The 22,320-nt window shown below is 64.1% G+C and carries 20 protein-coding genes; 9 read left to right on the forward strand and 11 right to left on the reverse strand.

From position 1 onward, the window contains the following. Nucleotides 1–190: 190 nt before the first annotated feature. Nucleotides 191–751: a hypothetical protein gene (locus FG91_RS17915; protein ID WP_037517739.1), complete on the reverse strand. Its 561-nt coding sequence runs from the start codon at nucleotides 749–751 to the stop codon at nucleotides 191–193. A gap of 258 nt (nucleotides 752–1,009) precedes the next feature. On the opposite strand from FG91_RS17915, the gene FG91_RS17920 reads away from it, so the two are divergent. Genes FG91_RS17920 through FG91_RS17930 form a run of 3 tightly spaced genes read left to right on the forward strand, consistent with a single transcriptional unit; the run spans nucleotide 1,010 to nucleotide 4,775 of the window. Further along, the gene (locus FG91_RS17920; RefSeq protein WP_048575063.1) at nucleotides 1,010–2,683 is read left to right on the forward strand and encodes a Mu transposase C-terminal domain-containing protein; all 1,674 of its coding nucleotides are present in this window, start codon (nucleotides 1,010–1,012) and stop codon (nucleotides 2,681–2,683) included. Continuing rightward, on the forward strand, nucleotides 2,680–3,516 hold the full coding sequence (locus FG91_RS17925; protein ID WP_030540651.1) for a TniB family NTP-binding protein: 837 nt from the start codon (nucleotides 2,680–2,682) through the stop codon (nucleotides 3,514–3,516). The genes FG91_RS17920 and FG91_RS17925 overlap by 4 nt, the downstream gene beginning before the upstream one ends. After that, nucleotides 3,513–4,775: a TniQ family protein gene (locus tag FG91_RS17930; protein WP_037517741.1), complete on the forward strand. Its 1,263-nt coding sequence runs from the start codon at nucleotides 3,513–3,515 to the stop codon at nucleotides 4,773–4,775. The genes FG91_RS17925 and FG91_RS17930 overlap by 4 nt, the downstream gene beginning before the upstream one ends. A gap of 254 nt (nucleotides 4,776–5,029) precedes the next feature. On the opposite strand, the gene FG91_RS17935 is transcribed toward FG91_RS17930, so the two are convergent. Beyond that, nucleotides 5,030–6,235 (reverse strand): MarR family transcriptional regulator, encoded by a 1,206-nt coding sequence (locus tag FG91_RS17935; RefSeq protein ID WP_030538460.1) that lies wholly within the window; start codon nucleotides 6,233–6,235, stop codon nucleotides 5,030–5,032. A gap of 121 nt (nucleotides 6,236–6,356) precedes the next feature. Between FG91_RS17935 and FG91_RS17940 the strand changes: the two genes are divergently transcribed. The 5 genes from FG91_RS17940 (at nucleotide 6,357) to FG91_RS17960 (ending at nucleotide 9,538) form a co-directional block, all read left to right on the forward strand. Continuing rightward, nucleotides 6,357–7,649, forward strand: coding sequence for an integrase (locus FG91_RS17940; RefSeq protein ID WP_327195863.1), 1,293 nt, complete (start codon nucleotides 6,357–6,359; stop codon nucleotides 7,647–7,649). A 431-nt stretch (nucleotides 7,650–8,080) separates the two neighbouring features. Further along, entirely contained in the window at nucleotides 8,081–8,344 is a 264-nt protein-coding gene (locus FG91_RS17945) for a hypothetical protein (protein ID WP_004212971.1), read from the forward strand. Nucleotides 8,345–8,402: 58 nt separating this feature from the next. After that, entirely contained in the window at nucleotides 8,403–8,792 is a 390-nt protein-coding gene (locus FG91_RS17950; RefSeq protein WP_037517743.1) for a hypothetical protein, read from the forward strand. 69 nt (nucleotides 8,793–8,861) lie between these two features. Next, nucleotides 8,862–9,224 carry a copper-binding protein gene (locus FG91_RS17955; protein WP_004212973.1) on the forward strand — a complete coding sequence of 121 codons (363 nt, stop codon included), beginning with the start codon at nucleotides 8,862–8,864 and terminating at the stop codon, nucleotides 9,222–9,224. 56 nt (nucleotides 9,225–9,280) lie between these two features. Next, a complete protein-coding gene (locus FG91_RS17960; protein WP_004212974.1) occupies nucleotides 9,281–9,538 on the forward strand; it encodes a hypothetical protein in 258 nt (85 codons plus the stop codon). 156 nt (nucleotides 9,539–9,694) lie between these two features. On the opposite strand, the gene FG91_RS17965 is transcribed toward FG91_RS17960, so the two are convergent. From FG91_RS17965 to FG91_RS21545, 5 genes are all read right to left on the reverse strand, one after another. Beyond that, nucleotides 9,695–11,053: a dihydrolipoyl dehydrogenase family protein gene (locus tag FG91_RS17965; protein ID WP_037517745.1), complete on the reverse strand. Its 1,359-nt coding sequence runs from the start codon at nucleotides 11,051–11,053 to the stop codon at nucleotides 9,695–9,697. Between the two features lie 369 nt (nucleotides 11,054–11,422). Beyond that, nucleotides 11,423–11,731 (reverse strand): cation transporter, encoded by a 309-nt coding sequence (locus FG91_RS17970; RefSeq protein WP_004212976.1) that lies wholly within the window; start codon nucleotides 11,729–11,731, stop codon nucleotides 11,423–11,425. 20 nt (nucleotides 11,732–11,751) lie between these two features. After that, nucleotides 11,752–12,144 carry a mercuric transporter MerT family protein gene (locus FG91_RS17975; protein WP_004212977.1) on the reverse strand — a complete coding sequence of 131 codons (393 nt, stop codon included), beginning with the start codon at nucleotides 12,142–12,144 and terminating at the stop codon, nucleotides 11,752–11,754. Nucleotides 12,145–12,222: 78 nt separating this feature from the next. Further along, the gene (gene merA, locus FG91_RS17980) at nucleotides 12,223–13,656 is read right to left on the reverse strand and encodes a mercury(II) reductase (RefSeq protein ID WP_037517746.1); all 1,434 of its coding nucleotides are present in this window, start codon (nucleotides 13,654–13,656) and stop codon (nucleotides 12,223–12,225) included. 58 nt (nucleotides 13,657–13,714) lie between these two features. Beyond that, nucleotides 13,715–14,065 carry a heavy-metal-associated domain-containing protein gene (locus tag FG91_RS21545; RefSeq protein WP_152568173.1) on the reverse strand — a complete coding sequence of 117 codons (351 nt, stop codon included), beginning with the start codon at nucleotides 14,063–14,065 and terminating at the stop codon, nucleotides 13,715–13,717. 146 nt (nucleotides 14,066–14,211) lie between these two features. On the opposite strand from FG91_RS21545, the gene FG91_RS17990 reads away from it, so the two are divergent. Then, nucleotides 14,212–14,655, forward strand: a complete 444-nt coding sequence (locus FG91_RS17990; protein ID WP_235212086.1) for a MerR family transcriptional regulator — start codon at nucleotides 14,212–14,214, stop codon at nucleotides 14,653–14,655. A 160-nt stretch (nucleotides 14,656–14,815) separates the two neighbouring features. Here FG91_RS17990 and FG91_RS17995 read toward each other — a convergent pair whose 3' ends face one another. From FG91_RS17995 to FG91_RS18015, 4 genes are all read right to left on the reverse strand, one after another. Next, nucleotides 14,816–15,310, reverse strand: coding sequence for a hypothetical protein (locus FG91_RS17995; protein ID WP_200878485.1), 495 nt, complete (start codon nucleotides 15,308–15,310; stop codon nucleotides 14,816–14,818). A gap of 460 nt (nucleotides 15,311–15,770) precedes the next feature. Continuing rightward, on the reverse strand, nucleotides 15,771–16,388 hold the full coding sequence (gene folE, locus FG91_RS18005; protein ID WP_037517770.1) for a GTP cyclohydrolase I FolE: 618 nt from the start codon (nucleotides 16,386–16,388) through the stop codon (nucleotides 15,771–15,773). Between the two features lie 170 nt (nucleotides 16,389–16,558). Continuing rightward, nucleotides 16,559–18,940 (reverse strand): heavy metal translocating P-type ATPase, encoded by a 2,382-nt coding sequence (locus FG91_RS18010; protein WP_081940668.1) that lies wholly within the window; start codon nucleotides 18,938–18,940, stop codon nucleotides 16,559–16,561. Nucleotides 18,941–19,192: 252 nt separating this feature from the next. Further along, nucleotides 19,193–22,162: a Tn3 family transposase gene (locus tag FG91_RS18015; RefSeq protein WP_081940667.1), complete on the reverse strand. Its 2,970-nt coding sequence runs from the start codon at nucleotides 22,160–22,162 to the stop codon at nucleotides 19,193–19,195. Nucleotides 22,163–22,320: the final 158 nt, after the last annotated feature.

Consider the following 22,320-nt stretch of genomic DNA (forward strand, 5'->3'; position numbering starts at 1 on the left):
CCGGGAGCGCGACAAGGCGCTACCCGGCGACTGTGACCGAAATAGAAGGCTCTCGGTTCATGGATTGACGCATAGGACTATCGCGGCGCGGCGAGATAAGAAACGGGGCTGCGCGCCTGTCATTATCGAGGCGACTGCATTATTTGGGCCGCCGTGCTACAAGCAGCCCGAAATTGTGATTGGCGATGGACTAGTAATCCACGGAGAAGCGCAAATTGCAGACGTATGGTTCATATCTCCCGTGCGTAACGGCGAAGCTTTGGCCTGCGAGTTGGCGAAGGAGTTTTGCAGCGCCGGCCTTCGTGCAGGGTAGTGCTCTCGCTAGCTGAGCAGGTGTTATAGAGCCGTAGGCGAAAAGCAGCATCCAAACGGAATGCAGCCGTGACTGCTCTCTCAATACAGGGAACGCCCCGGCGAACGCCGCCGCAGCGCGCGGCACCCGCGCCACGTCGCAGAGCGTCTCATACAGCGCATCGAGAATGAGTTCGCTGATGTCGTCGCGGTCGGGATCGCGATCGGCACGAAACAGCCGCCGCCGGACGAGACCGGGGAAGGGCAGGGGGTGCGCCGAAAGGCCGAACAGCGCGGGCTCGGCGACGGCGAACAGATTGACCGCCCAGCAGGGCGACGAGGCGGTGGCGGACAGCGGATCGCCGTCGACGTCGGCCGATCGCCGTAGACTGCGAACGATGGTGAGCAGACGGGCCGCTGGGTCGGCAGGCAGGTTCGGGCTCGCGGCGACGAGGCGCACGGCCTCGAGTTCTTCAAGCCCGGCGTCGACGATGACCGCGGTCGCCGCGGCCTCCGCGGCAAGGGGCCTAATGGCGGTATGTCGAACGCGCTGGTGTCAGCCGACAAAATAGGCTACATTTCAATAATATCATGTAATATCAATATATTACATCGGATGCTCTGCGAGTAATTCTGTCTAGGGCAATATACACGTCGCGGTGTTCGACAAAATAAGCTACATTTCGCGGACAGCAAAAATCATTGGGGAGCCCGTTCCGTGATTGAGCGCAAGCCGTCTCCAGCGCCCCGGCGGAGCCTCAAATCGCTTGAGGCGGGATTGGCTCTCTACCCCCATTTCCGGCGACATATATCGCTTTCCGGCCCGGTGACAGCGGCTCAGGTTCAGGCGATTTCCGAGGCAACCGGCCTTAAAGAGCGGCAGATACGGACACTGGCCGCGCGCTTCCGGGTGCATCCGGTCGCGGAAACGCTGGCTCCAAAACCGCGTGGACCCGCTGTTGGATCGCACAGGATCGATCCCGAGGTGAGGGCCGCCATCGAGACGTTGATCGACGAAATTGCGCTCAAGATGGTGCCGCCATCGCGTGCGGAAGCGGCGCGGCAGATTTGGGGCCTGTTGCACGCGGACAACGGAGATCATCGCTTTCCCGCCGATCTGATCCCAAGCGAGAAGACGATCGAGCGGCTTCTGGCTGAGATTCCGAGCCGTGTTTGGGCGAAAGCGACGATGGGATCGAAGACGCGGAGCGCCCATGAACCGCACCCCGGCGAATATGCAAGCGAGGGATTTCTCGACCTGGTTCAGATGGATCACACCAAGGGCGATGTCATCCTGGTCGATAGTCTGCGGCGCGAACAGCTCGGAAGACCGTGGATCACCTTCCTCATCGAAATCTGGACCCGGTCCATTCTTGGTTACTATGTCAGCTTCGGCGACCCCTCGATATTCCGGTGCGGACGGGCGGTTGCGAGCGCTGTGTTGCCCAAAGAGCCGGCCCTCGCCCACCTGGGCGTCGATGTCAGCTATCCGATGCACGGTTTGTTCCGGCGCTTGCATGCCGATCAGGCCAAACCGCATCGCTCCGAAGCCTTCCGGCGCGCCTGCGTCCGCAATGGGATTGGCCCCGATGTGCGGAGGCCCGGGCCGGCCCATCTTGGCGGGCATATCGAGCGGCTGATCGGCACGATGGTTGGAAAACTGCGGCTTTTGCCCGGTGCGACCGGATCGAACGTGGCGGCGCGCGACGGCTATGATGCCGAGGCGGACGCGGCGATGACGCTTGTGGAATTCGAGCGCTGGCTGCTGTGCCAGATCGCGATCTATCATCACGCGCCGCATAGCGCGCTGGGCGGCCTGTGTCCGGCCCAGATGTGGGAGCGCGAGGCGGCGAAGCACAGCCCGCTGCTGCCCGTGTCGGTCGATGCGGGCGAACTGTTCCGCCAGTTTCTGCCGTCGAAGTCGCTCACGGTCCATGCCAAGGGTATCCAGATCAGATATCGCCATTACTGGCACCCGATGCTTGCCGCCAGGATCGGCCAAAGGGTCGAGATCAGCTGGGATGAGCGGACGATCCAGCATATCTACGCCGACCTCGACGGCCGCTATGTCGAATTGCCGGTTGTCGGCGACTATCCCGACGTCTGGGAGGCGGATTGGGAGGCCGCCAGGGCAGGAGTGCGGGCGCTAGGCCGGGCCTACCAGGCCGATGGCGGTCGCGCGGCGACGGCGCGGGCGGTGGCCGCCGCCAATCAGGAAATCCACCGCGCCCGCGTTCGCACGAAGGCGGCGCGGCGCCAGGCAAAGCGCCGCGAAGGCGAGGGGACGACGCTCGCGGACCTCCGGTATGGCGAAGCGCCGGAAAAGCCGCCCATTGACTGGAAACCGGTCGCCGAGCTCAGCGAAGACGACTGGTTGCAGGAGCGGACATGAGCGCCGCTGCGACCGCGCCATCGCTGGCGCCCTCCTTCTGGATCGATTTCGAAGAAGCGCGGAACGCGGTCGAGACGATCGTCGATGTCGCGCATGACGATCCCGAGGAACGCCCGACCTGCATCGTGCTCACCGGACAGTCCGGCATGGGCAAAACCTCGATCCTGCGCGAAGCGCAGCGCCGCCTTGCCGAAGCCTTTCCCGAGCCCGCCGATTGGGGCGAGGCGCGCTATCAGCCCGTGCTGCGCACGGTCATTCCCTCGAGTCCGACCTCGCTCAAGATCAACCTCGCCCTGCTCTGGAAACAGGGCTGGCCGATCCGCACGAACACGCACAAAACCGCCGATTTGAAGGTCGTCGACCTGCTGGCCGAACAGGGCACGCGGCTGGTCGCGATCGACAATGTCCATGTGATCCTGACCGCGAGCGGCGTTGCGCGGCGCGATACGCTCGATGCGTTCCGCTTCCTGATGAGCGCGGGCAATGTGCCGCTGGTCGTGGCGGGCCTCGATGTCGCCCGGCAGATCTTCGCCGACGATGTCGAGCTGGCGTACCGCTCAATCATCCTCAAATTGCCGTTATGGGAGCCGGGCGAGCCCGCGCAGCGCCTGATCCGCGCGCTGGCCCGCGGCATGGGGATGGAGGAGCCCGACCATCTCGCCGAACCCGCGTTCGCCGAGCGCATCTGGCGGACCAGCGGCGGGGTCACCGGGAACTTCAAGCGCATCCTGCACTGGTCGGGAAAGGTCGCGCGGCGGCATGACCGCCGGTTCGTGACCCAGGACGATATCACCGAGGCGCTGCAATTGTTTACGCCTTATAGCCCGGAATGAGCGGGCGGGAGATCGAGCCGCTGGCGTTTCGGGTGAGGCCGCTGCCCGAGGAATGTTTCGAATCCTGGCTGCGCCGCCTGGCCGCGCGTCATGAGACCACGCCCAAAGCGCTGTTTCGCCATCTCGGCATCGACGCGGCGCTCGCCGATCGCGACCTGGCCGTGTCGCCCGTACCGGCCACGTCGCGCGTACCGGCCACGTCGCGCGCATCGGCTTGGTTGGCCGCGCCGGCGCCGGCGGTCGCTGGCGTGCCGGACCGCCGCCAGGTGATGGTAGAACGGCTCGCGTGGGCGACGATGGTGCCCGCGAAGGCGATTTCTAGGACGTTCGTCGGCTGTGGGCGCGGCGATCTGTTGCCGCTGACGCTGCGGTCAATCGGCTGCGCCCAGTGCTGGCTTGACTGGCTGGTGTCCGGCGCGCCGTGGCGGATCGAGCGGAGCTGGATCTTGCGCGTGACGACCTTCTGCGACCGTCATGCGCTGTTGCTGACCGATCTTGCGGGGATCAGGGCCCTGGGGCGGACGCAGGCCGCCGAGCGGGCGCTCGCGGCCCGGGTCGCGCGCACGCGCGCGCAAATGGCGCGGTTTGCCTTCGTCAAAACCCGAGTGCTGTGGAACGGGATGATTGCGCGGGAGCAAATCCGCGGCGCCCGCCCCGGTGACCGGGTAGGTTGGGAGCGGTACCGGGCGGCGCTGGTCGGCAACCGCTTCCACTACGCTCCGGTGCGTCATCTGCTGCTGGCGGCGTTCCACAGCAGTGACGGGCTGAAAGCCGGGCGATGGGAGCAAATCTTCCGCTTCGATGCGCAGCCGGCACGCCTGCCGCGAAAGGCGGCTTCCGGCGTCGGACCCCAATTATCGGATCTGGCGGAGGCGATCGCCAGGGTCGGCCTGCGGCAGCTCGACCGCGAGCGTCGCCGGCTCACCATGGTCTGCGAGCAGCTCGAGCAGGCCAAGCGCAATTATCCCCGTGCCCATTTGATGCAGGGGCTGAAGGCTCGCCGCGCGGCGCTGGCGCGCGCGGTACGAGACGCCGCCGCGACGGAGAGCGCGGCGATGTCAGCGCAGCGCCGTGGTTTCCAGGAGGCGCTGTTTTACCTGCAAGCATCGGGGATGGTGGGCGCGGCGATGTCCGCCGGCTGCGCCGAGCCGGCTTGCAGCGCGAATGGCGATCTGTGGCGGGCGCGGCTCGCCGCCTGCTTCGCCGCTCCCAGGTTTCGCATCCTGCTCGATCTGCCGGGTCATGGGCGCGGATGGTAAAGCCGGACGGCGACGGTCGCCCATTGGGCATTTCGCGCGAATTTGCCCTCAGGAGGCCCGTAGGGCGTGGTGGCGGCCTCTGGGCGCCCCCTCCTATCCGAGACCGCCTTTTTGCGCTCCCAGGGGCTTTTGCGCGAACTTTCCTTTGATCGTTCAAAGACAGGTCATGGCCTGAAACGGCGGCGCGAGTCCCGTATCGGGCGCGTCGATTTGAAGTTTCTGCCGGGGTTTCCTATCTTGCCGTGTTGCCGGGGTCATTCGCGCGCCGTCTCCATACGGGCGAGCACGCGCTCGACATCGGCCATGGCCGCGTCGAACGCGGCGAACGTCGCGCCGGAGCTGGTTTCAACGGATCTGCTTTCACCCTCGGCCGCCAGCGTGGCACGGCGCGCGCGGGGCAGGGCGCGGATGATCGTGTGATGTTCGTACGCCGCCCGCTCGGCGAGGCCCGCTTTGACGAGGGCGGCGACGAGATCGCGCACGCCGTTTTTCGAAACGCCAAGGGCCTTCTCGATCTGGAGCGGGCGCAGCGGTCCGAAGCCCGCGAGCAGCCGGTAGAGCAGCGGCGCGCGCGAGGTCGAACGCAGGACGGTCATCGCCTCATGCACTTCGCGCACGCTCGCATGGGCTGCATCGAGCTGGTCGCTCAGCCGCTGCGCAGCTTCGCCGGCGGCCTCGGCCGTGATAATGGCGCGCTCGCGGGACCAGAGCTCGGGTCTGAGCGCCTCGGCGCGCACGGCTCCGGGCAGGGGCAGCGGCCTGGTCGCTGGCGCGCTCCGCGCGATCAGGGCGCCGGCGAGGAGATCGAGCGCCCACAGCGGCGTGGCCGTCCGCGTCTGCTCGAAGGAGACCGGCCCGGCGGGCAGGGGGAGCAGCTGGTAGCTGCGCTCGGTGGGCGCGAAATGCGGCGAGGCGGCCGCGGCCCGATGCAGGCGATCGAGCGCGGCGAGGGGCCAGTCGTCCGCGCGATCGTCGGCGGGCGGCTCGGCGAGCCGCGCCGCTTCCGCTACGGCGAACGCGGGGGCATCGCCGCGCTCGCCTTGCGGGGCGCCCTCGCCGCGATGGAAATGCGCTGCGGCGCGGATTTGGATGGCCGTGTCGGCGAGCGGCGCCCAGGCCGACAGCGAGAGCTCGGCGAGCAGCGTGTCGGCGACCAGCGAGGGCGGGGCTGCGACATGGGCGGTGGCGTCGGGCACGGGCTGGAGGCCGGAAAACCATGCGGAAAACCAGCTGTTCGCGCCGGAAAAGCCGCTACCCGTGAGCGCTTCGACGAGGAGCAGGCGGGCGAGCGCGGCGCAGAATTGATGCGCAACTTGCGCGGGCACATGCGCTAAACGGCCTTGCAGCTGGCCCCAGGTGAGCGCCGCGCGCACCCTTGCCGTCATCAGGTCTTCGATCGGCGCATCTTCGTCCGATCGGAGCGGATGGAATCGGGTCGATGGATCGCAAAAATCGGGCATGTCGCAAGGGTAACCTAAACTGCCTTAACTGCACCATCCCTAGCACGCCCTTTTTTGCACTATCGATAATAGAGTGTTATCGATAGTGACTTCGGCGAAATCGGGGTTATAGTCCCCCGGTATGCGCGCCAAATCCGTCCTGTCGATCGCTGCACAGACAGAGCGTCTGCCCATGCCCAAGCGCTCGGTTTCCGCGGAGATCGTGACGATCCTGGCACCCGGCGAGGCGCCGCTGCCCCAGCGGCGGTCGGGCGCCGCGCAAGATCGCGCGGTCCAGCTCGTCGAGTTGCTTCAGGAGCTGACAGGCGAAGGCGCCAGCCTGGTCGAACTCAACTTCCAGAAGAGCATCGAGGCGCGGGCGCCCGCCAGCATCAAGGCGCTCGCGGTCGATCTCGATTGCTACGCGCGCTTCGCGGCCGAGCGCGGCGGGATCGGCCTGCCCGCCGACGAAGCGCGGCTTGTCGCCTATATTGACTATTGCGAGGCGCGGCGGCTCAAGCCGGCGACCGTGTCCCGGCGCCTGTCCTCGCTGGCGGTGGCCCATCACCTTCTCGACGTTCCATGCCCCGTCGGTGCCGTCGTGGTCCGCGATGCGCTGCGTGGGCTGCGGCGTCGGGCCGGAGTCCGGCAGCGCCAGGCCGGCCCGTTGCGGCTCGGCGAAGGGATCGGGCGGGAAGCCGTCAGGGGGTTCACGCTGTCGGTGCTGCTCGAGGCGTGTGGGCGCGACGTCGCTGGCCTGCGCGACGCGGCGATCCTGTCGCTCGGCTATGATGCGGGTTTGCGCGTATCGGAGCTGGTGGCCGTCGCCGTCGAATTGATGGAAGCGCAAGAGGATGGATCGGGGCTGCTCGAGGTGCCCCACTCGAAAACCGACCAGGAAGGGCAAGGGGCCTGGGTGTGGCTGTCGCCCGACACGATGCGGCGTGTCGCTCTTTGGCGCGAGGCCGCATCAATCCGCGCGGGCGCCTTGTTCCGCCGCGTAGCGGTGATCCGGACCAAACCCCGCGAAGCGCGCCGGGCGCTCGCGATCGAGGATCTGGCCTATCATGCCCGGGTCGATCGGGAACGCATGGCGGCGCGGCCTGCGCGCGCGGCCACGGTGACCTACGGAATTGGCGAGCGCGCGCTGACGCCGGCGGCGATGCGGCTGATCATCAAGCGCACGGCGCTCGCCGCAGCCGACCAGGGCCTGGTCGATCTCATGGGCGCCGATCTCGACCATGCGATCGATGCGCTGAGCACGCATTCGTTGCGCGTCGGCCTGACCCAGGATCTGTTCGCCAATGGCGAGGATGCGGGACCGATCGCGCAGGCATTGCGATGGACCTCGACCGCCACTGCACTCCGCTACGGCCGCAAGCTCGCTCCGTCGTCCAACGCGGCGGCGCGTATGTTGAAGGGTGTCAGGAAATAACGCCGGTGCAGAGAATTTTGTCGGTCAGGTGAATTGGCGTGGGGTGTCGGATGCAGTGTTCTTTGTCCGTTCACAAGCGGCGAGAGCAGCGAGTGCCGAATCGATATCCATATATCTAGAATAGCAGATACATCAGTCTGAGCTATCCAGAAGCATGTTCGATTCGGGGCGCTTTTGAGTTACGCGGCGCAGCCTGTGCTCCAGGCGGGAGCGGCAGCGCCGGCAGGCGCAAGGCATTCCATTAGCAGGGCTCTTAGCGTTCGCTCCAGTCAGCGATGAGTTCGATAACTCTGCACTGCAACGATTCACCGCCGGCGCAGCAAGTGACGACGGTTCTCAGCTCGCAAAAAATTCTTCGAAACCCCTATTGACCTTCCCACGATGGGAAGCCGCATCTTTCGATCTGTGAGATAGGAAGAAGGGTTTCGAGCATGACGACGCAGACCTCCACCGCGCTCGTTCCGGTCGCCGATGCGAAGGCATCGGAGACGAGGCAGGGCTGCTGTGAGACGGGCCAGAAGGGCGGCCGCATGAAGTGGCTGATGTTCGCGGCAGTGGCCTTGCTCGTGCTCGGCTTGGTCACAGGCTCAGCGGTGTTCGGCTTCGCGGCGATCGCGCCGCTTCTCTATGCGCTTCCCTGCCTCGCCATGTGCGGCATGTGCCTCTTCAAGCACGGCGGAACCGCGAAGAGCTAAGCCAGGGCGCGGAACGCGAACTTAGGCTGACCACACCTTCAGGAAAGGAACACTGACCATGAAGAAGTTTATCACGATCGCGGCGGGCACGCTGGCTGCTCTTGGCTTCAGCGCCCCTGCCTTCGCACAGGCGGGGAGCGTGCAGGGCGGGATGAGCGCCGAAGAGCATCAGCAAATGATGTCGGCCGGTGGGGCAACCGGGCGGGGGCAGAGGATGTCCGATCCCGATATGCACCGCCGGATGATGGCGATGATGGAGCGCTGCGAGGAGATGATGGCGAAAAAGGACAAGCGCGCCTCCGCCACGGGCCTTCAGAGCACCAGGAAGACTTCAGCCGAGAGCAAGTGGGCCTGGCGCCCGGACCCGAGGCAGGCGCCTGGCCCGAGAGCGCCGCTCCGTCCCCCTGTCCGGGTGTGGGTGCCTGCCGATAAGAGTTCAACCAACTAATCCGCCAGCCGATTTACCGACAACTTGGCTGGTGGATCACCACTCGCCTGGATCACAGGAGTATCAGACGTGAAGAGTATCAAGTTTCTCGCCCTCGGCGCCGCTGCCGCGCTCAGCTTCAGCAGTGCTGCGTTCGCTCAGCATGAGGGGCATGGTCAGATGACGGCAGAGCAGCACAAGCAGATGATGGCCGGCGATGGTGCTGCTTCTGAGAAGGTCACACACGCCACCGGCGTGGTGAAGGCCGTCGATGCTGCGAAGGGCACCATCACAATCGCACACGATCCAATCGCGGCCAAGAAGTGGCCGGCCATGACCATGACGTTCAAGCTCAACAAGGGCGGGCTCGGCAAGGTTCGGGCTGGTCAGCGGGTCAAGTTCTGTTTCGAGGGTGAAGGCTCTTACACCGTGACGAAGATGACGCGGATCTAAGGCTCACGGAGGTGCCTGCGCCTCCGAACGTCGTGAACGCAACGAGGAGAATAGAGATGAAGACCATGAAAGTAGCAGCCATCGCAATTGCCGCCACACTGGGCCTCGCGACCACGGCGATGGCCCAGCAGTCGGGCGGGTCTACGCCGGGCATGACCGCTGAGCAGCACCGTCAGATGATGTCCGGTGGGGACCAGAAAGGGCAGGGTGGCATGATGATGAACCACGCGGACATGGCCAAGATGATGGACCGCTGCGAGAAGATGATGAAGGAGATGGGCGACAAGCCCGCTGCGTCCACGACGAAGCGCTAAGATACCTTGTCGAAGCGTGGAGGGCGCCGCAGCATGTCTGTGGCGCCTTCTTTGTGTCCGGGTAGGAGAGAGCCTTAGGCTTCCTTGAGCACTAGTGCCGGAGGGCCATCCCTGCAGGAGCCCGAGGAACGAACAGTCGCAGCAGGATCACCGCTGTCAGACCATGTATCCGATGTCCGACGCGCCCGTGGGATACGCAAACATGGTGCTTTTGATGTCATCCGCCGTCAGTCCATGGCGCATCGCGAGTCCAAAGACATTGATGACCTCATCGACATGAGGACCGACGAGATGGGCTCCCAGGATGAGCTTCGAGCCCTCCTCGACCATCACTTTGAAGCCATAGACGCTCTCGGCGACGCGTCTGGCCGTGTACCAGGTCGAGGCTTGCTCAGACTTCAGGCTGAACTTGAACCCCTTGGAACGCGCCTCCTCCTCGCTGAGCCCGACCGATGCGATAGGTGGAATTGTGAAGGCAACGCTTGGGATGGCGCGATAATCGGGACAATACGTGTTGCCCTCGAGCAGATTGGCAACAACGACCTTGGCATCGTGGCTGGAGACTGGGGTCAGTGGCGGCCCTTGTGCCGCAGCATCGCCGGCGGCATAGACAGCTGGATTGGAAACGCTCTGTAGATGCTCGTTGAGCTTCAGGCGCCCGCACTGGTCCCGTTCAACTCCGGCCGCTTCAAGCCCGAGAGAGTCCAAATCCGGGATGCGACCGGCGGCGTGGACGACCAGATCAGCATGGACCGCCGCTGTCCCTCCGTCAGCAGAGCGGACACGTATGATATATCCTTCATCGGTCTTCTCGACGGCTTCCACTGAGTGGCCGGTCCGGACTTCGATCCCGGCGGCGTCGAAGGCTTCCATGAGCCAGCCCACGAGATCTCCGTCGAACTGAGGGAGGATGCGCTTGCCGCGCTGAAGGACCGTCACTTTGGCACCGGCACGCGCAGCGATGTGGGAGAACTCTGATGCGATATAGCCGCCGCCGACCATGACGATGCGGGCGGGCAGCTCGTCGAGCTCAAGGAACCCCTCATTGTCCATCAGGTGCTCCTCCCCAGGAAAGCCGAGGGGGACCGGGCGCGCTCCAGCCGCGATCAGAACGTTCGTCGCCTCGATGATGCCGCTACGCTCAAGTTCGAGACTGTTCGGTCCTGCGAAGCGGGCATGCTCGTGGTAGGTGTCGACGCCTTTTGCGGCGTAGTTCTTCAGCTGTTTGCCCGGGACGGGCCCCGTGAAGGTGCGCTTGAACTCCATGAGGTCGCGCCACTCGATGTGCGCGCCGTCCGCCGCGACACCGTGCCCGCGCATGCGGCGGATGTCGTCCATGACCTGCGCACCCGTAATCAGCATCTTCTTCGGATCGCAACCTCGCAGGGCACAGGTGCCGCCGAATGGCCGGTAGTCGGCCACTGCAACCTTCTTCCCTGCAGCCGCCATTCGGTTGGCCGCGACCATGGCGGCTGTGCCGCTGCCGATCACGATGAGGTCGTATGACTTGGTCACACCTCGAAACCGGCTGATGGGCCTCGGTGAGCGGGAGCTGCAGTGTCCTGTCGGTGGTGTGGACCCGATGTCACTGCTTCCGACGGAACGCAGGAAGCGCAGCGTCTCCTCAGATGCCAGATGAGTCCGGCCGATGCTGACAGGGCCGTGAGGGCTCCCACCACATTCGAAGACGGCATTAGGCTGTTTAGAGACACTCCCGAAGCCACCATGATGGGTATGCCGCAGCAGAGGAAGTGAAAGCCGCTCAGCAACGCTATGACCGTGCCCATCGGCGGCTTGGCGGCGAAGTCGGTCGTGTCGGCCGGATCAACCTCGTTGCCAGAGCTTTGCTGGGTCCCCATCACGGATTCCTCCTGCCTCGGCTGATCAACGAGCGCGTCGTTGCTGACTTGCTGAGCGCTTCAATCGCGAGGGGTATCCAGCGTTCGTGGTCGCCTTCACGAGCTCAGCCACGTTCGTTGCCTTGTCGTCGTAAACGACAGTGGCTGTCTTGGCCTCGACCGAGACTGCCACACGCTTCACGCCGCGAATTTGGCTGAGACTCTTCTTCACCATCGGGACGCAGGTGACGCATGTCATGTTATCAACGGCCAGCGTGACGGTGCGGACTGCCGCGAGGGCGGGAACACTCGTCGCGGCCAAGGTCGCGATAACCGCTGCTTTGATGAACTTCATGGATAGGCTCCTACTCAAACTCACAAGAAATAGACGGCAACGTACGGGAAGCTTATCGCTGCCAGAACGAGGAGGGTTGTGGCCCACAGCGCAATCTTCAGAAGCCGTTTAGAGGCCGGCTTGGCGCAGTAGCTGCCTTCCTCACAATCGGCCTGAGGGCGCGCGTAAACCCGAATGAACCCGAAAATGAGGGCGACGGCTGCCAAGCCGACGAAGAGCGGCTGGTAAGGCGCGAGCGCCGTGAGACTGCCGATCCAGGCCCCGCTTATTCCAAGCGAGAACAGCAGAAGAGGCGCGATGCAGCAGGAGGCAGCGCCCACAGCGCCAAGAACACCTCCGCCGACGGCGATCCAAGTCCGGCGGCCGGGAGCGGCGGCGGTAACGGACCGCTTGGCATCAGGGATTTTCAACACGATCAACCTACCTCTTGTTCATGCAAGCTCAGGGGCTACCACCTGTAGCAACTCCAGGTTCAAGCTGTTTTTTTTGGTTCACCCGGCGCAGCAGGAGAGCTTGCTGACATCCTTGTCGAAAGTCTGCGCAGCGAGCTTCAGCCCCTCCACCGTCGTAAGGTAGGGAAAGATCGATTCCGCCAGATCGTCGATCGTGAGGCCGCACCGGATGGCGATGGCCGCAGTCTGGATGCTGTCGGCGCCCTCAGGCGCGAGGATGTGTGCTCCGAGAAGCTCTCTGGTTCGGCCATCGGCAACCAGCTTGATCAGCCCCCGCGTATCCCTTGCCGCAAGAGCGCGTGGAACGTGGTCGAGCGTGACGATGGACGTCCTGACCTGGAACCCGGCGGCGCGGGCCTGAGCTTCGGTGAGCCCGACGCTGCCAACCTGAGGGTCTGAAAAAACGACAGCAGGCATTGCGCGGTTGCTATAAACCAGACTGTCACCGTTAAGGGCGTTCTTCGCCGCGAGCTTTGCTCCGTAGGCAGCCATGTAGACGAACTGGTCGCGTCCAGTGACATCGCCGGCAGCGTAGAAGCCAGCGCGTGTGGTCCGGAGCCGATCGTCGACCTTGATGCCGCCGTTCGGGGTTGTCTCAATACCGAGCTCTGCGAGCCCGAGCCCCTCGACATTGGGTGCCCGGCCAGTCGTGACCAGCACCTGCTCCGCCGCCAAGGTCACGCTGCGACCAGCATGCTCCACGTCGAGCTCGATGCGGCCGTGCACGTGGCGAATAGCCTGGTATGAGACGCCGCTGGCGATCTGGACCCCCTCGGCCTCTAAGTAGCCCTCCAACGCCGCCCCGATCTCCGGCTCTGCCTCGGGCAGAAGGCGTGATCGGAATATCAGCGTCACCTTCACGCCAGCACGCGCCAGGGTTTGCGCGAGCTCGACCCCGACATAGCCGCCTCCAAGCACGAGCAAGGACTTGGGAAGCTCCTCAAGCTCAAGGGCCGTGGTGCTCGTAAGGTACGGCACCTGCGCCACGCCTGGAATAGCTGGGACAGCAGGCCGCGTGCCGGTGGCGATGATCACCTTCCCGGCCGAGATGAGCCGGCCATCCACCTGAACGCCCCCGGGCGCGAGCTTCGCCTGCCCTTCGACGTAGGCGACATTGTTGTACGAAGGGAGAAGGTCAGCGTATTTCGCTTGGCGAAGCGATGTGACGAGTTGGTCCTTCTGAGCAACCAGCGCCTTCCAGTCGACGACAGCTCCTGCCGCCTCGACACCGGCGAACTTCGCGCTCGCCGCATTCGCGTGATACACGGCCTCAGTTGCCCGGATCATGGCCTTGGACGGCACGCACCCGACATTCACGCACGTCCCGCCGATGGTCCCATGGCCAATCATGGCCACCTGCGCGCCTTGCTCAGCGGCAGTGATGGCGGCTGAGAAGCCGGCGGACCCATTCCCTACTACGGCAAGATCGTAGCGTATGGCCTCGTTCGGGCGCGGCCCGCAGCAGTCGGTCATTGCAATTTCCTAATCGTTGATCGGTGGCGGCAGCCCGGTACGCGGCCCTCGATGACGCCTACTGTGCGACGCTGGTTGGGAAGCCAGCTTCAGTGACAGCCGCAGCAAGCGCAGACGGGGTGACGAGCCGAGGATCGTGGGCTACCCGGGCGGTCGCAGATGCGCCTGCCCGCTCTTCCACCGAGACATCGATGACGCCTCGAATGCGGCTGAGCGCCGCCTTCACGATCGGTGCGCACGTAGCACAGCTCACGTTGACGACGTTCAAGGTCGTGATGCGCTGTCCTGCCGACGGCTTAGGGCCCTGAGATGACGTCGGCGAGCCTGCCACGAAGGCGATCCCAAGTATGGCGGCCGCTGCGGCCAGCAACGTGCCAGCCACGCTTACGGCGAAGATCACCTTTCTCATTTTCGTGTCCTTGTTCTCGGCCACCAAAGCGAACGACGCTCGGCAGATGGGCGTTCTCGACAAGTATCCTGAGCGTTGTGGGGCTTCGGAAAACCATCTACACGAGCCATATAGGACCTGTAGTAGCTACAGGTACAAGGGCTAAAATGATGGTCGATAAAAAGATTTTGCACGATCTCGCCCCCCGGTTCACGATCGGGGTTCTGGCCCGGAAAACCGGATGCAACATTGAAACCATCCGGTACTACGAAAAGGCTGGCATCATCCCCCATCCGGCCCGATCGGACGGCGGGCATCGGCTCTACGGCACTGGCCACCTGAAGCGCCTTGCCTTTGTCATGAAGGCGCGCGTGCTGGGCTTCACCCTCTCAGAGGTGAAGACGTTGCTCCGGCTCGTCGATGAGCGGGACCGACCTTGCGCCGAGGTGCGCGACTTGGCGGCGTCGCACCTTCAGAATGTTCAGGCGAAGCTCGCGGATCTCCGCGCCATGGAGGTTGTTCTAGAAGAAATGGTGGTCACCTGCGATACCGACCAGTCGGCTGAGTGCCCTCTGATCGAGCGCATGTTCGACGAGCAGATCTCGATATGAGCCAACCTATCGACCGGCGCTCGTGCGTTGGAGCAAGCTCAAAGCAAGCCGCCGCTCGGATAAGCCGGCTTGAATCTATCCCGAATTTCTAGCCTCTGAGCTATGATCCGAGGGCGCCGTAGCATGTCTGCGGCGCATCATTGCATCTGAACGGCAGCCCTTAGGAGTCCTGCATTCTTGAGCCGGCGATCTGACGCTTTACGAACCAGACGAGCAGCAGGGGCAAGATGACCCATTGGAGAAACGGCGTGAGGCCGATCCCTAGCGCCGGCACGATCGGCATCGCCTCTGCGTATTGCCAGCCCCACTCCGGGTGGTCTGACACGATCGCCAGGCGCTCCAGTAGGACGGTGATCGCCACGCCGATCCCGATAAATGTGAGGATTGGAGTCCAGCGCGGCCTTTCGATCCACCAGCGGTCGCGGACCAGGAGAGCAGCACCCCAGAAAGCGAGCAGCATGATGACGCCGTCGCCGAGCGTTGCGCGCGTGCAGACTTGGATAGCATCCCAGTGGGCGGCTTCCGGCATGCCTTTGTAGAGAGGCACCTGCATGAGCTCCCATGGATAGTTCAGCAGGAACGCGAACACGAAGACGTTGAACTCTGGGAGGTCCGTCAAACGGAACGGGTTCGTTTCTCGCGACAAGTCGGCCACCTTTGCCTTGGTGCTGGGGGTCGTCGGATGGGCGACGCGTGCTTAGATGACAAGTGTCGGAGGGCCGCCGAGATCCCCGTGCTTAGAGGACCACTATGGTCGCGGCATCCGACGGACGGGGCCCAGGAGCAACCAAAGCGCGGTTAGGAATGCGACGGTGTAGGCGGTCGCACCCACAAGGCCCAGTTGCCACCGAGGCTCCATCACGACCAGCGCCATTGACCCGGCCATGAGCAACAGTCCGACGCCCGCTCGTCGGCCTCGTGCCAATGGAATGAAGCCTATCAACCCCCCGAGGCCGAGGAGCAGAACAAGGGCATGGGTGAGGAGCCCGACAAGCTCAAAAGGCGAGGACATTTTGCAAGGCTCCTCAGCTGCTGCAGTTGAGTGGGTATGTGCCCCTGAGATGCCGATCGCCCGAGCCGCTTCAGGGTGAACCGGGATTTGTCGCCACCTGATGCTAGTAGCCCATCAGAGCCAGGACTTCACGCCGACTGCGTTCGTCTTCGCGGAAGACGCCCATCATACGGCTGGTGGTCATCATCACGCCGGGAGTGTTGACGCCGCGCGCGGTCATGCAGGCGTGGCTCGCCTCGATTACCACGGCGACGCCCTGCGGCTCGAGATGGGTCCAGATGCAGTCCGCCACCTGCGCCGTCAGTCGCTCCTGAACTTGGAGCCGGCGAGCAAATCCGTGAAGCACCCGCGCGATCTTCGAAATTCCGACGACCCGCTGATTTGGCAGATAGGCGATGGCCGCCTTGCCAATGATAGGTGCGAGATGGTGCTCACAATGCGATTGGAAGGGTATGTCCCTCAGCAACACGATCTCGTCATAGCCGCCCACCTCGTCAAAGGTCCGGCCGAGGTGGTGGGCGGGATCCTGCTCGTAGCCCCGAGCATATTCCTTCCAGGCGCGGGCGACGCGGAGAGGCGTGTCGAGAAGTCCCTCGCGGTCCGGATCATCGCCAGCCCAGCGAATGAGTGTCCGGACCGCCTCCTGGACATCGTCGGGGACCGGTATCTTCGGCAGCCCGCGAACAAGGTCTCCGTCAATGGGTTCATCATGTCTGCTCATCACGGGCACCTCGGACTGGTGAAAATGGTGATCCATAGTAGATCGGACTTGGGTGTGGGGCCTCAGGGCTGCCGCTTGGAGGACGTCAGCGCTTGGGAGGAAGCCAAGACGCGGCTCCACACAATGCTCGCAGTAAGGGCTCCCATCGAGGTTGCTTCAGGCGAGGACCGTCAGGAGAGCCGCACTCGCCTCAGGCGAAGCGCATTTCCGATGACGGTGACCGAGCTCAGCGCCATAGCAGCTCCAGCGATGATCGGGCTGAGGAGGATCGCGAACAGCGGATAGAGAACGCCGGCCGCGATCGGCACTGCAAGCGCGTTGAAGATGAACGCGAAGAAGAGGTTCTGACGGATATTGCGCATCACGGCGCGGGACAGGCGCCGTGCCCGTACGATGCCCGTTAGGTCGCCCTTTACGAGCGTTACGGCCGCGCTCTCCATGGCGACATCCGTGCCGGTGCCCATGGCGATGCCGACATGGGCTGCGGCGAGGGCTGGAGCGTCATTGATGCCGTCACCGGCCATGGCGACCCGTGCGCCGGCGGCCCTGAGGCGCTCCACCACAGCCTGTTTCTGATCCGGAAGAACATCAGCGATGACCTCGTCGATCCCGCCGACCTGGCGAGCAACGGCATCGGCTGTTCCCCGGTTGTCGCCGGTGAGCATGATCACCCGGACGCCATCGTGCGTCAAAGCCCTGACCGCAGATGCGGCAGTTCCCTTGACGGGATCTGCAACCACGAGGAGACCCGCCATGCGGCCGTCGATCGCCGCGAACATGACGCCCTGGCCTTGGCTCCGGAGTTGGGCGGCCTGTTCCTGCACGGCGCCTGCGTTGACGCGTGCGGCGGTCATCATGGCGGCGTTGCCCAGTGCAACCTGTCGCCCGTCGACGAGCCCGGTGACGCCCTTGCCGGTGTGGGACTCAAAGTTGCTCGTGTCGGGAAGCGAGAACCCTCGCTCATGCGCGGCCGCGACAATCGCCTCGCCGAGCGGGTGTTCGCTTCCGCGCTCCAGCGCTGCCGCAAGGCGAAGCAGGTCTTCCTCGCTGGTGTCGCCCGTCGCATGGACGGCGACGAGCCGGGGTTTGCCTTCCGTCAGGGTGCCGGTCTTGTCGATGACGAGGGTGTCGATCTTCTCCATCAGCTCGAGCGCCTCGGCATTCTTCACGAGGACGCCTGCCTGAGCGCCGCGTCCGGTCCCGACCATGATCGACATGGGCGTTGCCAGTCCGAGGGCGCAGGGGCAGGCGATGATTAGAACCGCGACCGCGTTGACGAGAGCGAAGCCCATTGCGGGCGCGGGACCGAAGATCGACCAGATCGCGAATGACAGGAGCGCGATGAAGACAACGGCGGGGACGAACCAGCCTGAGACCTTGTCCGCCAAACTCTGAATCGGTGCCCGGGAACGCTGAGCGTCAGCGACCATGCGGACGATCTGCGATAGCATGGTGTCCTGACCAACACGCTCGGCGCGCACGAGCAGCGCGCCGGTTCCATTGACGGTCGCGCCGGTGACGGGATCGCCTTCCGTCTTTGTGACGGGGACCGGCTCGCCAGTGAGCATCGACTCGTCCACGCTCGAGCGTCCTTCGAGGACGACGCCGTCGACGGGCACCTTCTCGCCCGGTCGGACGCGGAGCACGTCGCCCACCTGGACGAGCTCCAGGTCGATGTCTTCCTCCAGACCGTTCTCCCGAACAATGCGAGCCGTCTTGGGCGCCAGCCCCAGGAGAGCACGTATAGCCTGTCCGGTGGCTGCTCGCGCGCGAAGCTCCAGCACCTGGCCGAGGAGAACGAGGGCGGTGATGATCGCCGCTGCTTCGAAGTAGATCGGGACTTCGCCCTCGTGCGAGCGGAAGGAGGGCGGGAAGGCGCCGGGGAACAGCGCTGCAAAGGCACTGTAGGCGTATGCCACTCCGACACCGATTGCGATCAGAGTGAACATGTTGAGGTTGCGCGTCTTCACTGACGCCCAGCCGCGCTCAAAGAAGGGCCACCCCGCCCACAGGACTACAGGGGTCGCAATCGCAAGCTGCACTAGGGAGGAAGTGCGAGGCGGAAGTATCCGCCAGCCGAACAGATCGGCACCCATGGTGAGCACCAGCAGCGGTAGCGAGAGAATGGCAGAGACCCAGAAACGGCGCGTGAAGTCAATCAGCTCAGGGTTCGGGCCCTCGTCCAAAGTGGGCTCAAGGGGTTCCAGTGCCATGCCGCAAATCGGGCAGCTGTCAGGACCGGATCGACGAACCTCCGGATGCATTGGGCAGGTCCAGACGCTGCCTTCTGCAGCCTGCGGGAGCGTGCCCATCGCCGGGTGAAGCACGGCAGGGTCAGTTCCGGCCGGATTGAGGTAGCGGTCCGGATTGCTGGCGAACTTCGCTTTGCAGCCGGCGCTGCAGAAATAGTATTTGGTCTCGCCGAGCTCATGCTGGTGCTTGGCCGTTGCCGGGTCGACGGTCATCCCACAGACTGGATCCTTCACCTCGTGAAGAGCTGTGTCTCGCGAGGGAGTCGCAGTGTTGGAAGAGCAGCAGCTATGATCGGCCATTTGATGATCCTTGGTGTCTGAGACACGAGATGCGGCTTCCCACCATGGGAAGGTCAAGGGGCTGTAGACCGCAAAATGAAACGCGGTGATCAGGCTCTGTGTCCAATGATCCCCATTGACCTTCGTCACGTGTTGAGTCGCCGTCGATTGGGAGCTCGCGGGGCAAACGAGGTGAACCAACCGACCGCTCAAGGCGTCACCTCAAGGTTTGTGCGCCAGACAACGATTTGGCGGACATAATGAGAACACTGGCTATGCCACGAGTTTGAGGCGGGCCATGGGATCGTTGAGGGTGCGGAACTCGCCAGGGGAGAGCCGGTTTGCCCTTTGCCACAGATAGTCGCCGGTCAAACTGATATGCACCCAGCCCATCGGCGAGAGATGGGCAAGCAGCGCATCATCGAAGGTGCCGCCGGATGATTGGAGATGCTGGGCGGCCCTGTCCATATAGACGGTGTTCCAGTAAGAAATCGCCGCGATCAGCAGATTGAGGCCCGATGCCCGATATTCCTGATTCTCGATCGAGCGATCGGTGAACCGCCCCTGTCGGTTGGTGTAGATCGCGGCGGCAAGGGTATGACGTGCTTCGCCTTTATTGAGGCCGGCCTGGCAGGCGCGACGCAAGTCGGGCTGTTCAAGCCAGTCGAGCGCAAATAGCGTCCGCTCGATGCGGCCGAGTTCGGCCAGCGCAAAATCCAGCCTGTTCTGGCGCTTGTAGGCGGCCAGCTTGCGCAGGATCGCGGAGGGCGCAACGGCTCCTTCCTTAATGGAGGCGACGATCCTGACGATGTCATCCCAATCGGCTTCGATCGCCGCCGTCTTGATCGTGCGGCCCATGAGGCTTTCGATGCCTTTGTAGGTCGAAGGCGCGGCGATCGAGCCGAGTTTCCGGTCGGCGATGTCGCGCAGACGGGGCACGAACCGGAAGCCGAGAAGATGGCAAAGGGCAAAGACATGGTCCGTCGCGCCGCCGGTATCAGTGTAATGCTCATGCAGCGGTAGCGCGCCGGCGCCGAGCATCAGGCCATCCAGCACGTAGGGGGCCTCGCCGGCGGTGGCCGACATGATCCGCGATCCGAACGAGGCAAAATGATCGGACAGGTGGGAGTAGATCTTCAGGCCCGGCTCGCTGCCATATTTCGCATTGATGTCGGCCGCCGCCGATCGGTTGCGGCCCGAGCGGAAGAACTGCCCATCGGAGGATGAACTAGTGCCGGCTCCCCAATGGCGCGTGAAAGGAAGATCATGGTGCGCGGCAACGATCATCCCCAACGCGGCCTGATAGTTTTCGGGCGACAAATACCAGTTGTGGGTCCAGGCAAGCTGGGCGTAGCTCACCCCGTCGCTGGCGTTGGCCATGCGCTCTAGACCCAGATTCGATCCATCAGCGAGAATGGCGGCGAGGATCGCGTGCGGGTTGTCATGCTCCTTGCCGGACCGAAGATCGCGAAATGCGCTCAGGAACCCGGTGCGCTCGGCCACCTCGACCAGGAGTTCGGTGATCCGCACGCGCGGAAGCAAGGCGTCGAGCCTGCGATCGAGAGCCTCCGCCTCGGGTGGAGTGATCGCCGGCATGGGTTGCAGCTTGAGCCGGTCGCGTTCGAGCGCCACGCCCGCGAGCCTGTTCGCCTTGAGTTGCTTGGCGAAACGGCGCAGCCGCCAGTCGATCGTCCTTGCCCGCTCCTCCAGATAGGCGGCCGCATCGGTCTGGAATGGCAGGCTGTCGGCCACCTTATCGGCATCGCGTCGACTCAGCAAATAGGTGTCGAAGCGGCGATAATTGCGGGTTCCTTCGACCCATATGTCGCCGGCGCGCAACCGATCGCGCAGCGTGGCCATGATGGCCGTCTCGTATCGCCGGCGATCGACCTGGCCACCTTCGGTGATGAGGCGCTTCCACTGCCGGTTGGCGAATGGGAGCGGAACGCCCTCGGGCAGGCTGCGGGCCTTGCGGGCATTGGTATCGCGGATGACCTCGATGGCCTTGACCAGTTGCGATCCGCTCCCCGATGCCTTGAACGTGAATGTATCGAGGAAAGCCGGGCTGAACCGCCGCAGCGTCGCATAGCGACCAGTCGCCGCGACAAGCGCATCTTCGCCCGCCAGCTCGGCCAGCGCATCGACCTGCGATTTGGCTGCGACCAGTCTGTGCCAGCCTACCGCTTCGTCGATCAGTTCGAGCGGATTACCGCCATGTTCGACCGCCTCTCCCAGCGCGGCGATCGTCGCGCCGAACAGCCGCATAAGTTCGCCGACCGAGCGGATGCTGTCCTGATAGCGCCTTTCCCGCCCGCGCCGCGCCCGTGTGAACAGGCTTCCGACAAGCCTGTCGAACATCTGGATCGCACCATCGGCGAGCCTGGCATCGAGGTCGATGACCGCCGCGATCAGCGTCGCGCGGCGCCTGTTAAGGCTATAATCGGAGAGCAGGAACGCCGGCGCAACGCCACCTTCGCGCATGAACTGCGCGAACCGGAAGTCGGGGATTTTCGCGCCGATCGCCGGGTCGATGCCGATTCCGCGCACATAGCGTAGCCGTTCCAGCAGCCCGTTGATGTTCGCCGTGGTGGGCGCTTCCTCGAAATTGCGCAGCCAGGCCAGCGGCGTCATGCCGAAGTCGCTGTTGTTGACGATCAGATCATCGATCCGCGCCAGTTCGGCATGACCCAGGCTTTCGACAATGAGCGCCGCCGCGGCTTTGCGGGCGCGTGCCCTGCCGGCGAGGCCCGCACGTTCGAGCGTGTCTGCCGATGGAAGAATGAAGCGTTCCTGCTTCAGCCCCTCCATCAATGCGCGGACAATAGGTTCGCCCCGATCGGTCCGCTCCGCAGCTCTTGCGGCGAGATCGAGCGCGAGCGGTATATCCCCTCGCCGAAAAGGGTGTAGCCCCAGATGCCGTGCCGCAATGTCGGCATGATCGTTACGTGTTTGCGCGCGCTGGCCATAGTCGGCGAACGCATCAACATCGACGAAGAGCTGGGCGGCGAGATAGTGAAGGACCGCATCGGGGACGTCGACGTCGGGCTGCAAACCGAAGCCGGGATGCCGCATAAGCGCGATCTGCGTTGCCAGACCGAGGCGGTTGGCAGGGCGATAGCGGCGACCGACCAGTTCGAGATCCTCGGCGGCAAGGGTATAGTGGCCGACGATCGCGGTTTCGTCATGGGGGATATCGAACAGGCGACGCCTTTCTTCTCCGGTCAATAATCGCCGCCGCGCCATCCTGCCTCCATCCCGAGTCGAGAGCGACAGGCTAGGCCGTAGACTCGTAAGCGTTGATCCAGAGTCGGGCTGCGAACAGTTTTACAGCAGCGAGGAAGTTGTCGGCGCGCTTGTCGTATCGAGTAGCTAAACCTCTAGCATTCTTAATCTTTCCAAAG

It is taken from the genome of Sphingopyxis sp. LC81, assembly GCF_000756375.1.
Classification (GTDB): domain Bacteria; phylum Pseudomonadota; class Alphaproteobacteria; order Sphingomonadales; family Sphingomonadaceae; genus Sphingopyxis.